Annotated in this window: 12 protein-coding genes and 1 other RNA gene; 8 read left to right on the top strand and 5 right to left on the bottom strand. The window is 48.2% G+C overall.

Going from position 1 to position 16,069, the window contains the following annotated elements:
- Window positions 1-60: 60 nt before the first annotated feature.
- The gene (tesB, locus tag ACSF8X_RS13705; protein WP_500850229.1) at window positions 61-936 is read right to left on the bottom strand and encodes an acyl-CoA thioesterase II; all 876 of its coding nucleotides are present in this window, start codon (window positions 934-936) and stop codon (window positions 61-63) included.
- A 170-nt stretch (window positions 937-1,106) separates the two neighbouring features.
- Here tesB and ACSF8X_RS13700 point away from each other — a divergent pair, with 170 nt between their 5' ends.
- Window positions 1,107-1,526, top strand: a complete 420-nt coding sequence (locus tag ACSF8X_RS13700; RefSeq protein WP_047877402.1) for a YbaY family lipoprotein — start codon at window positions 1,107-1,109, stop codon at window positions 1,524-1,526.
- Between the two features lie 22 nt (window positions 1,527-1,548).
- Here the strand turns inward: ACSF8X_RS13700 and ACSF8X_RS13695 are convergent, their stop codons facing one another.
- Window positions 1,549-1,854, bottom strand: a complete 306-nt coding sequence (locus ACSF8X_RS13695; RefSeq protein ID WP_047877526.1) for an MGMT family protein — start codon at window positions 1,852-1,854, stop codon at window positions 1,549-1,551.
- Between the two features lie 100 nt (window positions 1,855-1,954).
- On the opposite strand from ACSF8X_RS13695, the gene ACSF8X_RS13690 reads away from it, so the two are divergent.
- The 4 genes from ACSF8X_RS13690 (at window position 1,955) to ACSF8X_RS13675 (ending at window position 5,951) form a co-directional block, all read left to right on the top strand.
- Window positions 1,955-2,689: a VP0952 family biofilm-associated protein gene (locus ACSF8X_RS13690; RefSeq protein ID WP_047877401.1), complete on the top strand. Its 735-nt coding sequence runs from the start codon at window positions 1,955-1,957 to the stop codon at window positions 2,687-2,689.
- 149 nt (window positions 2,690-2,838) lie between these two features.
- Window positions 2,839-2,935, top strand: an RNA gene (ffs, locus tag ACSF8X_RS13685) — signal recognition particle sRNA small type.
- A gap of 442 nt (window positions 2,936-3,377) precedes the next feature.
- Window positions 3,378-4,868 carry an SNIPE associated domain-containing protein gene (locus ACSF8X_RS13680; protein ID WP_500850228.1) on the top strand — a complete coding sequence of 497 codons (1,491 nt, stop codon included), beginning with the start codon at window positions 3,378-3,380 and terminating at the stop codon, window positions 4,866-4,868.
- A 312-nt stretch (window positions 4,869-5,180) separates the two neighbouring features.
- Entirely contained in the window at window positions 5,181-5,951 is a 771-nt protein-coding gene (locus ACSF8X_RS13675; RefSeq protein WP_053062367.1) for a hypothetical protein, read from the top strand.
- A 507-nt stretch (window positions 5,952-6,458) separates the two neighbouring features.
- Here the strand turns inward: ACSF8X_RS13675 and ACSF8X_RS13670 are convergent.
- The 3 genes from ACSF8X_RS13670 to ACSF8X_RS13660 form a co-directional block, all read right to left on the bottom strand.
- Window positions 6,459-6,908: a MarR family winged helix-turn-helix transcriptional regulator gene (locus ACSF8X_RS13670; protein WP_047877383.1), complete on the bottom strand. Its 450-nt coding sequence runs from the start codon at window positions 6,906-6,908 to the stop codon at window positions 6,459-6,461.
- 136 nt (window positions 6,909-7,044) lie between these two features.
- Window positions 7,045-10,194 carry an efflux RND transporter permease subunit gene (locus tag ACSF8X_RS13665; protein ID WP_047877382.1) on the bottom strand — a complete coding sequence of 1,050 codons (3,150 nt, stop codon included), beginning with the start codon at window positions 10,192-10,194 and terminating at the stop codon, window positions 7,045-7,047.
- 1 nt (window position 10,195) lies between these two features.
- A complete protein-coding gene (locus tag ACSF8X_RS13660) occupies window positions 10,196-11,332 on the bottom strand; it encodes an efflux RND transporter periplasmic adaptor subunit (protein WP_047877381.1) in 1,137 nt (378 codons plus the stop codon).
- A 199-nt stretch (window positions 11,333-11,531) separates the two neighbouring features.
- Between ACSF8X_RS13660 and copM the strand changes: the two genes are divergently transcribed.
- The 3 genes from copM (at window position 11,532) to ACSF8X_RS13645 (ending at window position 15,662) form a co-directional block, all read left to right on the top strand.
- Entirely contained in the window at window positions 11,532-12,146 is a 615-nt protein-coding gene (gene copM, locus ACSF8X_RS13655) for a CopM family metallochaperone (protein ID WP_500850227.1), read from the top strand.
- Between the two features lie 348 nt (window positions 12,147-12,494).
- A complete protein-coding gene (locus ACSF8X_RS13650; RefSeq protein ID WP_500851192.1) occupies window positions 12,495-13,094 on the top strand; it encodes a sugar O-acetyltransferase in 600 nt (199 codons plus the stop codon).
- A gap of 591 nt (window positions 13,095-13,685) precedes the next feature.
- A complete protein-coding gene (locus ACSF8X_RS13645; RefSeq protein ID WP_500850226.1) occupies window positions 13,686-15,662 on the top strand; it encodes a methyl-accepting chemotaxis protein in 1,977 nt (658 codons plus the stop codon).
- Window positions 15,663-16,069: the final 407 nt, after the last annotated feature.

Below are 16,069 nucleotides of genomic sequence, written 5' to 3'. Positions count from 1 at the left end.
CGCTTGCCCATTGTTGCTTCTGTCGTTGCCTTTGCTGTAGTGAGGCGAGGATAACAGAGCTTATTTTCTCGTTGGCTTGCCGCGATAGCGCATCAGCCCTTCCTGAACGGCAGAGGCAACCAGTTCCCCTTGCTGGTTGTAGATCTCTCCCCGGACAAAGCCGCGAGCACCGCTGGCTGAGGGGCTGTCTATGGCGTAGAGCAGCCATTCATCCATTTTGAACGGCCGGTGGAACCACATGGAATGGTCGACGGTCGCCACCTTGCTGTTAGGGGTGAGCAGGCTGACCCCATGGGGTTGCATGGCGGTGGTCAGGAATCCCCAGTCGGCGGCGTAGGCCAGCAAATATTGATGGATGCGCAGATCGTCCGGCATGCTGCCGTTGGCCTTGATCCAGAAATGCTGCTTGGGCGGATTGATTTCCGGCCGCAGCGGGTTGACGACGGTAACCGGCCGCACTTCAATGGGCCGTTCCCGGCCGAAGACTTCAACGGTGGCCTTTGGCAATCTGTCGGCAATAGAGCCAATGAGTTGCTGCTCGTTGAGCAGGGTTTCCACAGGGGGCACTTCCGGCATGGCGGATTGATGCTCGAAGCCTTCTTCCTCTGTCTGGTATGAGGCTGTTAGGTAGAAGATGGGGCGTCCAAATTGAATCGCCTTGACTCTGCGGGTACTGAAGCTCGTGCCATCACGCAGGGTTTCGACATCGTAGATAATCGGTTTTAGCGGATCGCCCGGGCGCAGGAAGTAGCTGTGGAACGAATGCAGAAACCGCCCTTCATCCACGGTTTCCTTGGACGCTGAGAGAGCTTGCCCCATAACCTGTCCACCATAGACCTGTGGTAGCCCCAAGTGTTCACTTTGGCCCCGGAACAATCCTTGCTCAAGTTGTTCCAGATGTAACAGAGTGAGAAGTTCATTCAGTTCTTTGCTCATCGGAATTCCATAAAAAAATGCTATGATATCGCCCTAAAGCATCCTGGCAGGATGCCACTTTCCATCTTAGTTTGTCTGTGTTCTGGGCAGATTGGAAGTGCCTCATTTTATATCAATGTGTTAAGTGCTTGTTCACTCACAATATTGAGCGTTAAGTCATAGGAGTTCGCATGAAAAAGGTTTTTGCGCTGTTGTCTGCGTTAGCAGTAGCGTTGGTAGTTTCCGCTTGTACAAATCTAGTCGATAAGGATGCAGATATGGAAAAAGTGACCGGGAACGTGGCCTATCGTGAACGTATTGCCCTGCCGGAGAATGCCCGTATCACGGTGACTTTGTCTGACGTTTCGAAAATGGACGCGGCAGCCGAGGTGATTAGCCGTCATTCGTTTTTGGCTGAGGGCAAGCAGGTACCTTTTGCTTACTCGCTGAATTTCGTACGTGATGAAATCAAACCTAACCATACTTATGCGGTAAGTGCGCGCATTGAGATTGGCGACAAGCTGGTATTCATTACCGATACCGCCAACCCTGTGATCACCGATCCTAACCAGACTTTGGTGAAAGATCTGATGCTGGTGAAGGTGCAGTAATCTTCCCTTGCTGGGGCGGTTTTTAAAGTCCGTCCCAGCGATAGCGTCCCAGCCGGATCCGACCGACGTCTGACACCTCTATTCCCTCTGCAATAAGTTTGCTGCGTTGGCGTTCTAAGTCATTGCCAGTAAGCGAAATTTCACCTTTTGCGTTAATCACCCTGTGCCATGGCAGCGATGATCCCTCTGGCAGTTTGCCGAGTAATTTCCCCACCTGCCGGGCATAGCCCGGGAAGCCTGCAAATTTTGCAATATCGCCATAGGTTGACACTTTTCCTTGGGGAATTTGGTGAACTTGGCTATAGATCTGAGCTGTAAAATCGTCCATATTTATACCTATTAGAACCATAAAAAGCTGATGGTTGCGCATTCACGACTCGTGTCGTTTGCTTAGCGTGCAACCATTACAAACGCAAGGAGGTGCTGCCATGTTGTATGCCGCGTTGCTTGTTGTGGTCAGCATAGTGTTGACCGTTGTTGGTGTCAGTGCACTCGGGCAGAGCCAAGGAGAGCTTCCCGCGTTGGCGCTCGCCATTCCCGCCTTGTGGCTGCTGCCTCAGGGGGGCGTTTCTGCTTGGCTTCTCTTGATTGGCTTGGGTGCATACGGTTTTGTGTTGCCGGAGCAGTCTTTGGCCTTGTCGATAAGCATCTTTATGATGTTACCCATTTTTGCCGTCAGTTTCTCGACCAAAAGTACCTGGCAGATGGCCGCGTTGCTTATTTCCGTTGTGCTGGCGATGGATGTTGGCTTGATGGCATTGCAGGGCGAGGGGAAGCTACCCGGTAGCCCCGGTGCAACCATCGTTCAGATTATGGCTGTCGGCGTGATTTGGGTTGCCCTGCGCAGCTGGCGGCCCGTTGACGGGAATACCTGGTGGCCGCTGTTCTTGGTGGTGCCGCTATGGGTCGGCGGCATGGAGCACGCCGCCTTGGTGGCGCTGTGTGTCACCGGGTTGATTGCCACAATTCAGGAGCTGCTCAAGGGCAAGCTCAACGAGATGGTGCCGAGAATGGTATGGATCCTGCCAGCGGTAGGTTTTGCCACTATGGTTTTGGTTCCGTGGCTTGAGGTTCCCAACCCGGTGCTGGTGGCTTGGCTGTTGGTGCTCGGTGGGGCACTGCTAGGCGAGTACCTGCTTGAGGATATGGAAGAAGAAGTCTGACAGACGGGTGAAATTGCTGGGAATACACAGATTTGAGTAAGAAAACAGCAGTTGGCTTCATGAAGCGAGCAAGGCACTTGCAATCACAACGGGCATGACGGATAATCCATCCCGTTCTCGCAAGAGACACAAAGAATCTATGGAGGCCCTGCTGGTCCTCCCGCAACACTAACTCGTGAACCCGGTCAGGCCTGGAAGGGAGCAGCCGCAGCGAGCGACGTGTGTGCCGGGATGTGGCTGGTGGGGCTTCCACCCATCTGGCGTTTGGTAATCTGCACCATATCTCCGCATATATTCCCTCGTTCCTGACATAAATTGCACTATAAGCTGACATAGTCATTTAATTTCGTTAGTCAATAACATTTCTTTCTTGAAGAGTGCTTCTTGCGTGTTGATTGAGTTGTCTATTCCAGCTCAGATCTGCCTCAAAGTTGCTTATATCAAATACTCATTCATATCATGTTAACGTGGTTTTGGATTAGTTTTTTTATGACTTTAACATTGCTCTTTGCTATCTATCTTAAAAGTAACAAAGTGTTACGATAATAATGACACTATATGCATACCCAAAGTATTATTGCCTTATCTTTTATTTTCAAATCTCAAAAAATACAATGGCGCAAAGTGACATAACACCTCCTAATTATCCTATTACACTACGCCATAGATTTTTTAATCAGGAGTGATAATGCCTCTATCAGCATTCGAAAATTTACCCCCACTACCATTTATAGTGATTTCAGCACTACTAGCAGTGGTGCTTTTTATCTTTATTTCGCGACTGAAATCCACAAAGCGAGAACTCGAAGATTCCAAACAAGAAACCGTAAAGGCTTCTCAAGCACTTGCTGACTACGAGAAGAAATATTCTGGCATCATTAACGTGGATAAAGAGATTAAGATTCGAAACCAAGCATCCAAATTACGCCAAGATGAAGCTAATGCAGTTTTTCTTAAGGTCACAAATGATATTGAGCAGCTCCAGTCGAGTTACAAAGAGAAGAAAGGCATATATGACTCACTCATTCATCAGATAGGTATTTATGATGATGACGTTGAGTTGTTGGAGCTAGGCTTCTATGAACCACACTTTGACTTTGACACCGCAGAGCAATTTAAAGAGAAAATCCGCGAGTGCAAAGAGCGTCAAAAAGACCTTCTTCGTATGAAGGATGCTTCTGGAGCTATTTACTGCACTACTGAGTGGACGGTAGGTAACTCAATAGTCGAAGGTAAGAAGATGACTGAACGAGGCATTAGGCTCACAGCTCGCGCATTCAATAATGAATGTGAAGCCGCCATCGCCAACTGTACATGGAAAAATGCCATCAAGATGGAGGAGCGAATCAATAAGGCCTTTGAAGCAATTAATAAGCTGAATGAGTCCAATATGATTATCATTTCAAATAAGTATCTGCAATTTAAAATTGAGGAACTTCGCCTGACTCACGAGTACAAAGAGAAGAAACAACGAGAGAAAGAAGAGCAGGCTGAAATTAAGGCTCAAATGCGTGAAGAAGCGAAGGTTGAAGCTGAAATCAAGAAAGCGGAACAAGAAGCCATCAAAGAAGAAGCTCGCTTTTCTAAAGCTCTTGTGGCCGCCAGAAAACAGCTTGAGTCAGCGAATGATGAAGCCCGCAGTAAACTGGAAGAGCAGATTGCACAGCTACAGGCTGATCTTGAAGCCGCAGAGCAAAAACATCAACGAGCACAGAGCATGGCAGAGCAAACTAAGCAAGGTCACGTTTATGTTATTAGTAATATTGGCTCGTTTGGAGAAAATGTTTATAAGATTGGTATGACTCGTCGACTTGAACCAATGGATAGGGTGAAGGAGTTGGGTGACGCTTCCGTACCATTTAGTTTTGATGTTCACGCCATGATTCACACCAATGATGCCCCTTCTCTTGAGAAAGAGTTGCACCGTATATTCGATAATAATCGTCTGAACATGGTGAATCGTCGTAAAGAGTTTTTCCAAGTAGGCCTGTCTGACATCAAGCAAGCTGTTAAAAATTTCGATATTGATGATGCTGAATTCATTGAAACTGTTGTAGCACAGGACTTTAATGAAACTAAAGCAATGCGTAAGCAAGCTGAGTTAAAAGAAGCAATGGAGCTTGGTGCTATCACAGATATAACTAAGACAAAGCAACCTGAATTTGCCGAGTGCATTTAAAGATATAGGGTCATCGTAGAAATATTTAGCGTCGGCATTATTGAGCTAGCTAATACAGTTAGCTCAGTTCTGCCCCATAATCGCTTAGATTAAATACTCCCCCACATTTTGAGGGGGGGATACTTTTACCGAACCAAAAGTTATTCGAATTTTGACGACAATGAAATTAAACATCACTCAAATGTTTAAGCTCGCAATATAACCACCAACTTATTGATTACAAATTGAATGGGTATATGAAAGACGGCATCATATGAACATGGAAGACGACCGTTAGTCGCCTAAGTAGCGTTAGCACCAAGGAGGTATTTGTTGAAAAAGTGTCAGTTGTGCCTTTGTAAATCTGAGTTATGTAATTCACATGCAATACCTGATTCAGTATTTAGATCCTTGTTTAAACAAGGCAACGGTCAGGCTATCGAACTTTCTTCCGGTGAGTTCATTCCTAACAGGAAGTCGCAGGACAGTTGGGCTACTGCTCAGTTGTGTAGTGAGTGTGAGGTGAAGTTAAATATTACCTATGATCAGTACGGTTTGAACTTATTAAGAGGTAAGGTTGGAAAGGTTGTTCGGCATGAGGACGGTGTCCATTTTTCCAATATTGACTCTTTAAAATTTAAAAGTTTCGTGTTGTCTATTTTCTGGCGAGGTGCTGTTTCAGAACATGAGAATTATAGAACAATTCAAGTTGCCCCACGTTTTTTAGAGCTAATTCGATCCAGCTTGGTTAGGAAGGATAATGTCTCAAAGAATTCATGTACTGTTATTGTTCAGAGATTGATGGATACAACTGAGGGTGGCTTTGACGAAAGCAATCTTAGAAATTTTGTTGTTTCACCATTCCCTAGAAAATATGAAGTTCGTGGTCAGTTTTATAGCTCTATCAGTATGATATTCTTAGGTTTTTACTTTGAGATTTTTTATAGTCCTATACGTTCTTCTGATAAAGTGTCTAAGTTTGCTTTAGGCAGTAGCCGAACAACCTATATCACCCCTTACATTGAGATTACTGAAATACCAGAGGTTTTTGATTTAATGGTTAGTAGTCTTAGAAAAGAGCATCAAGGTTTAAGCAACGTATGACAAAAAAGAGTGCTAACAAGCGTCTAAGGTTTCAAGATACTTTTACTAATCTGATAGCAACGGTTTGCGATAATTCTCTAACTCGTTTCATGTCCAAAAATGAGCTGAATTGAAGTGACATAGATTGTTGTGTGAAAGCCTCACTGTAAGAAAGTATCTTACGGGCGAAATGCAGAGGCCTTGTTGAAGTGGTCGTATGTCATCTTATGGTTCATTTGTATGTCTACTTATGATGCAAAAGGAGCGCTAACTATCTGTTGTGAAATTAGCGCTTATGCCATAAGGAGGTGCAAGCAATACGCTTGGTAATCTTCACTATACATCCAAATCTATCCTCAGTTCAGATTTCAAATGAACGATATTGTTCAGTATTTAGAATGAGCGCCAGTTTAAATTTTGAATATGATCCTTCTAGGTCTTTATATTCAGAAAGACCTATTTATTGAGCGTAATACTCACCAGAAACATTTCAGCTTGGGTGTTCACAATAAAGCCTTCAACAGAATGCTAAAGGTTCGCTTGCGTCAGCTTGCGTACCAAGCGGGAGAATTCTTGCGATTCTTCGTCAGATAGGCAGGAGAAAAAGTCGTTCTGCAAGTCATCCATGGTTTGGTGGGCGTCTTGTATCGCTTCCATGCCTTCTGCGGTCAGGGTCAGCATTTTGAGCCTGTGGTTGGTCTCGCATTTGGATACTTGCACAAAGCCGCGTTTCTCCAGATTATCCACCATGCGCTTGGCGACGCTGCGCTCGGTCATGACCGCGTCGGCCAATTCCTGCTGGCTCATGGGCTGAAACTCTTCCAAGGCCGCCAATGCACTCGCCATTTCCAGTGTCATCTGGTGCGGCTCAGACAGCTCAACTGATGCGCGGTTGCGGTACATGCGCTGCATGACACTGCACACGTACATTGGGCTTTGATCCAGCGTTGAAATGGGCGAGATTTTCAGTTCTTTCATCTTGGCCTGCTTAGGGTAAATGCCATTGCTTGGGTTGTACAAAAACAAAGAGCGCTGAACTTAGCAGCGCTCTTTTTCCGTGGTACACGACGCTAGTATAACCTAGACGGCGTTTTTAGGTATTCGCGGCAAAGGCTTAATCGGCCAGTGGCGCAGAATCTACCGGTTTGGCTTGGTCGTCTTTCTTGGTATGGCGATCGAACAGGCGTTCAACTACCACGAAGAAGACCGGCACGAAGAAGATACCTAGCAAGGTGGCACTGACCATGCCGCCCAGTACGCCGGTACCTACCGCGTTCTGACCCGCCGAGCCTACGCCCGAACTGATTGCCAGCGGCACAACACCCAGACCAAATGCCAGCGATGTCATGATGATAGGGCGCAGACGCACACGTACCGCATGCAGCGTTGCCTCAATCAGGCCCGCACCTTTTTCGTAGTACTCTTTGGCAAATTCTACGATCAGGATGGCGTTCTTGGTCGCCAGGCCGACGGTGGTCAACAGGCTGACCTGGAAGAATACGTCGTTATCCATGCCGCGGCCCATTACCGCCAGTACTGCACCCAGTACGCCCAGCGGTACCACAAGCACAACGGCAAGAGGGACTGACCAGCTCTCGTACAGGGCTGCCAGTACCAGGAAGACCACCAGAATCGACAATGCGTACAGCATCGGCGCTTGGTTGCCCGATAGGCGTTCCTCGTAAGAGATACCGTTCCAGTTCACCGTAAAGCCCGCAGGCAACTGTTTCACCATCGCTTCGATTTCTGCCATCGCCTCACCGGTACTCACGCCCGGCGCAGCACCGCCTTGGATGTTCATCGCAGGCAGGCCGTTGAAACGCTGTAGCAGCGGTGAGCCATAGCTCCATTCGCCAGTGGCGAAGGCCGAGAACGGCACCATCTCACCTTGTGCGTTGCGTACGTACCATGAATCAAAGTCTTCAGGTTGCATACGGTGTGCAGAATCACTCTGCATCAGCACTTTCTTCACGCGGCCGCGGTCGATGTAATCGTTGATGTAAGCGCCGCCCCATGCCGATGACAGGATCTGGTTCACATCATTGATGCTCACACCCAGTGCGCGCAGTTTGCTGTGGTCGATGTTCACTTGGTACATCGGCGCGTCAGCCTGGCCGTTTGGACGTACACCTACCAGTTTAGGGTTTTGTGCAGCCATACCAAGCAGTTGGTATTGGGCGGCAACAAGGGCATCATGGCCCAGACCCAGTGAGTCTTGCAGGTAGAAGTCGAAACCGGTCGCGTTGCCCAGTTCCTGAATGGCAGGCGGTGCAAAGGCAAACACCATCGCTTCTTTGATAGTCGAGAAGTAGCCCATCGCACGGCCTGTCAGCGATGCTGCGTCAGAGCCCGGCGCTTCACGCTCAGACCAGTCTTTCAGGCCGATGAACGCCATACCCATGTTCTGGCCCTGACCGGCAAAGCTAAAGCCGGAGACGGAGAATACGGATTCCACGTTGTCTTTTTCTTGCTCCAAGAAATAGGTGCGGACTTTATCCAGTGTCTTCTCGGTCTGCTCTTGGGTCGAGGTCGGTGGCAGAATCGCCATCGAGAACACGGTGCCCTGATCTTCATCAGGCAGGAATGAGGTCGGCATGTTCATAAACAGCCAGCCGGTACCCGCGCTCATTGCAAGGAACACCATCAGCATGCGGCCGGTACGCTTTAGCATCTTCGCCACGCCTGCTTCGTAACCTGCGGTCATCGCGTCGAACTTGCGGTTGAACCAACCAAAGAAGCCGGTCTTCTCGCCAAATTCCGCGTCGCCTTTTTTGAGCAAGCTCGCACACAGGGCAGGGGTCAGGATGATCGCCACCAGTACCGACAGGGTCATCGCCGCCACAATCGTGATGGAGAACTGGCGGTAAATCACACCGGTTGAGCCGGACATGAAGGCCATTGGGACAAATACCGCTGACAGCGTCAGGCCGACACCGATCAAGGCGCCGGTGATCTGGCCCATGGATTTCTTGGTTGCTTCCTTTGGCTCCAAGCCGTCTTCGTGCATCACGCGCTCAACGTTCTCCACCACCACGATGGCGTCATCGACCAGCAGGCCGATAGCCAGAACCATTGCAAACATGGTGAGGGTGTTGACGCTAAAGCCCGTTGCGTACAGCACGGCAAAGGTGCCCAGCAAGACGACCGGTACAGCAATGGTCGGGATCAAGGTCGCACGGAAGTTCTGCAAGAACAGGTACATGATCAGGAAGACCAAAAATACCGCTTCAAGCAGGGTTTTTACGACTTCTGAAATCGACGCTTCGACGAATGGCGTGGTTTCAAACGGGTAGGCAATCTTCAAGCCTTCCGGGAAGGTTTCGCTCAGTTGTGCCAGACGCGTCTTCACCGCTTCGGCTGTCTCCAGTGCGTTTGCACCGGTACCTAGCGAGATACCCAAACCTGCCGCCGGGAAACCGTTGTACTGGCCCTTGATGTCGTAGCTTTCCGCGCCGCGCTCAACGTTCGCCACATCTTTCAGGTAGACATTCGAGCCGTTGGCTTCTGATTTCAGAATGATATTTCTGAACTCGGCCACACTGGTCAAACGGCTGGCAGACGAGATAGTCGCGTTCAGCAACTGGCCTTTTTGTGCCGGTGCCGCGCCCAACTGACCGGAAGATACTTGCGCATTCTGCTCACGGATCGCGTTCATCACATCAATGGCTGTCAGGTTGAACTGAGTCAGCTTGAACGGATCCAGCCACACACGCATGGCGTACTGCGAACCAAATGCCTGTACCTGACCGACACCGCTGAGACGGCTGATCGGATCTTGAATATTGGTAACGACGAAGTCACCGATATCGTTTTCCGTGAATTCCGGGTTCTCGGAGTACACCGCCACAACCATCAGGAACGAGGTGTTCGACTTGTTGACGACGATACCCTGGCTTTGTACTTCCATAGGCAGCGAGGTCATCGCCAGCTGCAGTTTGTTCTGCACCTGAACCTGGGCGATATCCGGATCCGCTTCGCTGTCAAACGTCAGGGTGATGGTGGCGTTACCAAATGCATCACTGCTGGAGTTGAGGTAGCGCAGGTAGTCCAGACCGGTCATGTTCTGTTCGATAACCTGTGTCACCGAGTCTTCTACCGTTTTGGCAGAGGCACCCGGGTAACGGGCGTTGATCGAGATCGTGGTCGGGGAAATGGTCGGGTATTGCGACACCGGCAAGTTGAACAGGGACATCACGCCCGCCAACATGGTCAGGATCGCCAGTACCCAAGCAAACACCGGACGATCGATAAAAAATCGTGCCATGTTATGCCTGCTCACCTTGTTGGATAGTCACAGGATTACCCGGGCGAATCATCTGCAACCCGGTAGTGATCACCTTGTCACCTGGCTTTAGGCCATCGGTGATACGCCATTGGTTGTTGATTGCTTCTGCCGTGGTAACAGGGCGAACAGACACTTTGTTGTCTGCATCAACGGTCATCACAGAGGCTTTGCCCGTTGCATCACGGGTTACGGTGTTCTGCGGGATCAGGATCGCGGCAGGATCGACACCCACGGTAACCGTGGCGCGCACGAACATGCCCGGGAGGAGAAGGCCGTCAGGGTTGGCGAACTCAGCGCGTAGCGTCACGCTACCGGTGCTCTCGTCAACGTTTACTTCGGTAAACTTCAGGGTGCCTTTGTGTGCGTAGGTTGAGCCGTCCTCAAGCTTTAGGGTGACTTGTGCAGACTCGTCTTTTTGCAACTGGCCTTGTGACATCGCGGCTTTCAAACGCAAAAGTTGTGCAGAAGATTGCACGATGTCGACATTGATTGGGTCGAGCTGCTGGATAGTGGTTAGCGTCGCGGCTTGGTTGGCGGTTACCAGCGCACCGGCAGTCACGTTCGACTTGCTGATCACACCGCTGATCGGTGCTTCGACTTTCGCGTAAGACAGGTTGATCTTCGCGGTGTTGATCTTCGCCTTGGCGACAAGGACTTGGGCTTTAGCTTCTTTGTAAGCAGCTTCAGCGTCATCGAGATCTTGCTGGCTGATCGACTTCTTGGTGATCAGGGTACGGAAACGATTCACCGTAGAACGTGTGGACTCTTCGGCTGCCCGCGCTCGGATCAGCTCGGCTTCTGCACTCAGTAGCTCGGCCTGGATGGTTGAGTCATCAATCTGGTACAGGGATTGTCCTTTTTTGACGACGCCGCCCTCGGTGAAGTTACGCTCAGAGATAATGCCGGTTACCTGCGGGCGTACCTCGGCTTCCATGTATGCACGGCTGCGGCCTGGCAGCTCAACCGTTAGTGTCTGGCGGGCCGGTTTTACAGTCATGACTGTAACTTCCGGGACAGGAGCGGGACCACTTTGGGCTTGTGCCTGTTGGTTTTGTTCGCATCCAACCAAAAGGAGGCTCGACGCAATCAAAAGAGACAGCGTGGTTCTACGTATCATGAATAATCTCTCGTTCCTAACGAAAAAAATGACCTTACAAAAAAGTCACGGATATTTGCTCTTATGATAATTGTATCTATGTTGTACATACAACACACTTACATATCTTTACAAAGCAAATACGCCTTATCAGTGCTTGACCTTCCCGTTACTGGATACCTTATCGTGCGGGCAATCCACATATAATGAGATCCACATAATGAAAAAAGTCAGCCTATCTCTTCTTGTTGCAGCACTACTGTCGTCTTCAGCGGTGTTTGCCCATGAAAACCACCATGATGTAGCAGCATCACAGGCCATGATGAAAGACTCGATGGCAGCAATGCACGGTATGCACACCCTGAAGCTAACGGGTATGCCTTCGTACGATTTCGTGGCGGGGATGCTCCCTCACCATGAAGGCGCGATTGTGATGAGCGAGAAGATCCTACCAACGCTGAATGATCCGCAAATCAAGCAGTTGGCGGAAAACATCATTAAGAGCCAGAAAGAAGAAGTGCGCTTCATGAAGCAGTGGCTGGCGGCGCACAAAACCATTAATCCAAAAGATGTGGACATGAAGGCGTCCGAAGCCATGATGAGCCAGTCAATGGCTGTGATGCATGGCATGATGACAGTAAAGCTCACTGGTAATCCAGACGTGGATTTTGTCAAAGGCATGATCCCGCACCATGAAGCGGCCATTAAGATGGCTGAAGTGGTGATGCCGTACCTGAAAGATCAGCAAATCAGAACGTTTGCCAAGAATATTATCGCAGCGCAGAAGCATGAGGTGGCCTTCATGACCTCTTGGCTTGCAGGGCAAAAGGCATAAGTCCCCGGTCATATTGGTAAGTAATATCGACGGCTATTGAAGAACCGTCGAGCTTGAATTGGCCGCCGCTATTACTACAAATAGCGGCGGCTTTTTCGTTGTGGCGGCCAATATAGTGGCTCCTTTATGTGGCTGTTGCTGTTGCTGTTGTATAGAGAGCTTGTCTAACGATATGTCGGAAATGTGCCGTAGTGCCCAATAGCAAAATTTCCTGTTGCGAAGGGATTGTTATCACTATCTAAGGTTCTGATACTAAATCGAAAGATAGCGGAGGCTGTACCGATAACGCCTGAGCTATTAACTTTGAGCAATCGCTGTTTGTTAACAAGAATTTTTGGAGGAAGGATGATGGACTTAGACCATCCGATGCATGGCCAGCAACTGTATTTTAGCAATGACGAGGCATTGATAGCCGAGCAGGCCCGTTGCATGGAGGTTCTGTATGATTTCAATCATTCTCGACCAAGCGAGGTAGAGAAAAGAAAAGCCTTGATGGGGCAGATTTTTGCCGAAGTGGGAGAGCAATGCTATATCGAACCGCCGTTGCATGCCAACTGGGGGATTCATACTCATTTGGGTAAATGTGTTTATGCCAATTTCAATTTGACCCTAGTGGATGACACGCATATCTATATTGGCGACCATGTCATGATTGGCCCCAATGTCACTATTGCTACGGCTGGGCATCCGATTGATCCGGTGCTACGGCAAAAAGTCGGGCAGTTCAATATTCCGGTGATGATTGGCAACAATGTTTGGATTGGTGCAAATACTGTCGTGCTTCCGGGAGTGACGATTGGTGAGAACAGTGTAATTGGTGCTGGGAGTGTTGTGACCAAGGATATTCCTGCCAATGTCGTGGCGGTGGGCAACCCCTGTCGGGTGCTAAGGTCGATCAGTGATCATGACAAGATGTACTATTACAAAGATAGAAAAATAGCTTTTTGACGGTTATCGGATGGCCTAATTAGTCAGAATAAGTGTTAAGTTCGCGGTTATGAAATTTTAGTAATTGTCTCGTTTCTCGTTTTATTTGTAATGTTTTGTTGGTATTACATCTACTTGTCGCAAGACCTTGTTTAAATGACAGGTGCGTTAAATTGCTCTTGTGTGCATACTTATGTGATTTTGCTGACTGCGGTGCAGTGGGGTGAGTTAACATCTATAGTGAATCCAGTGTGATAACCATTCCTTATTACATCCCGCTCTTTCTGGTTTTGAGTCATAAATGGCACGAATGCGCCGAAAGCGGTGGCGGTAATGGTTGTTTTGTCATCAATGCAAAGTGGTGACTAATTATCTTTAATTAATTTTTTATATGCTATTGAAGTAATTATTTCATCATTGAATGCTCTATTGGCATTAGATCAATCCGTGTATTATCCGCATCTCTAAGATATAGGCAGGTAAATGATGTGGGTTTACATTGCCTTTGCTGGCGATATGTAGAAGACGAATTGTCAGTTGCCATTATAAATTCTCAACTCACACTGTTGTGGGTTGTTAGCCTTGATTGAAGTTGAAAGTAGCCTCTTACTTATGAATAAGCATATACCTCGTTGGGTCTCAACATTCTCGCTCAAAAGCCTTTTATTAACCCCTGTCGCTGTTACGCTGATCTTGTTTGCAGTCGCATCATTTTTTATCTATCACAGCCTTAATGGTGTGAAGTCCGAATCGGAATTTGTTGCACAGCGTGTTAACCGTACCGAAGCTGCGGCACAGGTTCAGTATGGTTGGAACCAGGTGCGGATCATGACCCGCGATATGATTAATAGCAGCGTAAAAGTCATGCCAAAGCAACTGGAGAACATGAAAGAACAGGTTTCTCGTTTGCATGATGTTATCAACCGTGAGTTTTTGAATCGCTCTGGCACTAGCCAGCGCGTTAAGCAAGATATGCAGAGTGTCTCTGTCAATATGGACCAGTATCTTGTGACGCTTCAGCAAAACATGGATAACCTGATTAAGATTGACAGCCAGTGGTGGGAGAAAACCCCATATTTGTGGGGGCCGCTATTCGATATGATCCATGCTGTTGATAAGCGAGCTGCGAGCATCCCTGGTTTTGATATGGGCCAGTGGGAGCGAGACAGTGAGCGTCTGGTTTCTGATACGGGCACTTATAATGCGCTGTTGGCTCAGTTGGTGTCGATCCGACTATTGATTCAAGATGCAGATGTGCTGGAGAAGCAAAGTAACATTCAGTCTATTTTGAATAAATACAACAATGTGCCTGAAGTTGCGGCTTATCAGAGAGATGTATTCAATCGTTGGGTTGAGTCTTCTGAGTTTGTTATTCAGACACTGAAGAATAACCAAGCAATAGCAAGCAACCGTACGAATATTGCAGCTGATATTCGTACCAAGATTGAAGATGTTGTTGAACATAACCGAACTCGTCGTGAGGCAGCGACTGAAACTAGCTTGTCTTTGATCAATAATGTGATTCAAACTCAAGTCGCTTCGCTATTGGTAGCATCGGTTATTGCTATTCTCTTTACCCTATATATTGCCCACAACGTGATTGCTATTTTTGGTCGTTTGTCCTCATCGTTGAGCGGTATGGCGGCCAAAGACATGAGCAACCGTACAGGAATTAGCGGGACTAATGAGCTTGCTGTATTGGCTCAGGATATGGATACCACAATGGTAACTATGTCGGCGGTGCTAGAGGGTGTGCGTGATCAGAGTAGCGAAGTTTCTTCGTCTTCAACAGAGCTAGCTGCGGTAATGGTGCAAAGTGCCGCCAATGCCGAAGAGCAAAGCATGCAGGTTGATCAGATTGCGACGGCGGTGACAGAAATGTCTAGCTCGGCTGAGCTGGTGGCGGTGTCGGCGAAAACAACCGAGACAATGGCTGTTTCGGCAATGGCTGCTTGTAATGATGGTCAGGCTATCGTTGAAGAAAACAAGATCAGTGCAGAGCAGCTGACTGTAGAGTTGGATGAAACTGCTGCCGTGGTCGGAAACCTCAAGCAGCGTTGTCACAGTATCAATGAAGTCGCCAATGTTATTAATAACATCTCTGAGCAGACCAACCTGCTAGCACTGAACGCGGCGATTGAAGCGGCGCGAGCTGGCGAGCTGGGCCGAGGCTTTGCCGTGGTAGCAGATGAAGTTCGCGCGCTGGCAGCGAAGACACAGGACTCGACGGGTCATATCCAGACGATTATCTCTGAGCTGCAATCACAGTCAGAATTGGCCCAGTCGAAAGTTGATGACTGCTTGCAGAAAGTCGCCAGTGTTCATGAGTCTTCTAACAGTGCCGTGGGCAAACTGTCAGCGATTAACGGTGCTATTACTGATATCAACAGCAGTGCGGCAGAGATGTCGGTAGCTGCCGAGCAGCAATCTCGTGCTGCGGAGGAGATCAGCGAGTCGTTGAATGGTATCAAGGAAGCGATCGAGCAGAATGTTGCGGGTATTGATCAGTCAAGCCAGGCATCGACCTTCCTGTCTGAATTGGCAGAGCGTCAGAGTCAGGTACTGAATTCGTTCAACTTGACCCGTTAATACTTTTCGTTGATTTGAATATGAAAACCCAGCGTATGCTGGGTTTTTTATTGCCAGTCTTAAACCACCTACTTATGTAGATGAATTTTTACTTCAATTCACTATATTCCTCATTGCTACAATTTCCGTATCAATAGTCCGTTTGCCTTCGTATATCAAGTAGCTACGTTGGGTATTGTGCCTATTATCTGTGTTAAAGATAGATTTATGAATGGCACTCATCTGAGTGCTTACTTAATATTTTTAGCCATGATGAGTCTTCAGCTAGAAATTACACTCACTATAGTTGAGAGCACAGGTTTAGTGGTAATCAGCAACTATTATGGAAAGGCGATGCAGCATAGCAAAGCATAATTATCAATAAATACCTTACTGAAATTAATGTCGCCGTGTATCATTCGTTTTGT

This window comes from Photobacterium panuliri, assembly GCF_059920555.1.
The sequence above is the reverse complement of the archived record's forward strand: the minus strand, read 5'-3'. Positions and strand labels throughout refer to the sequence as shown.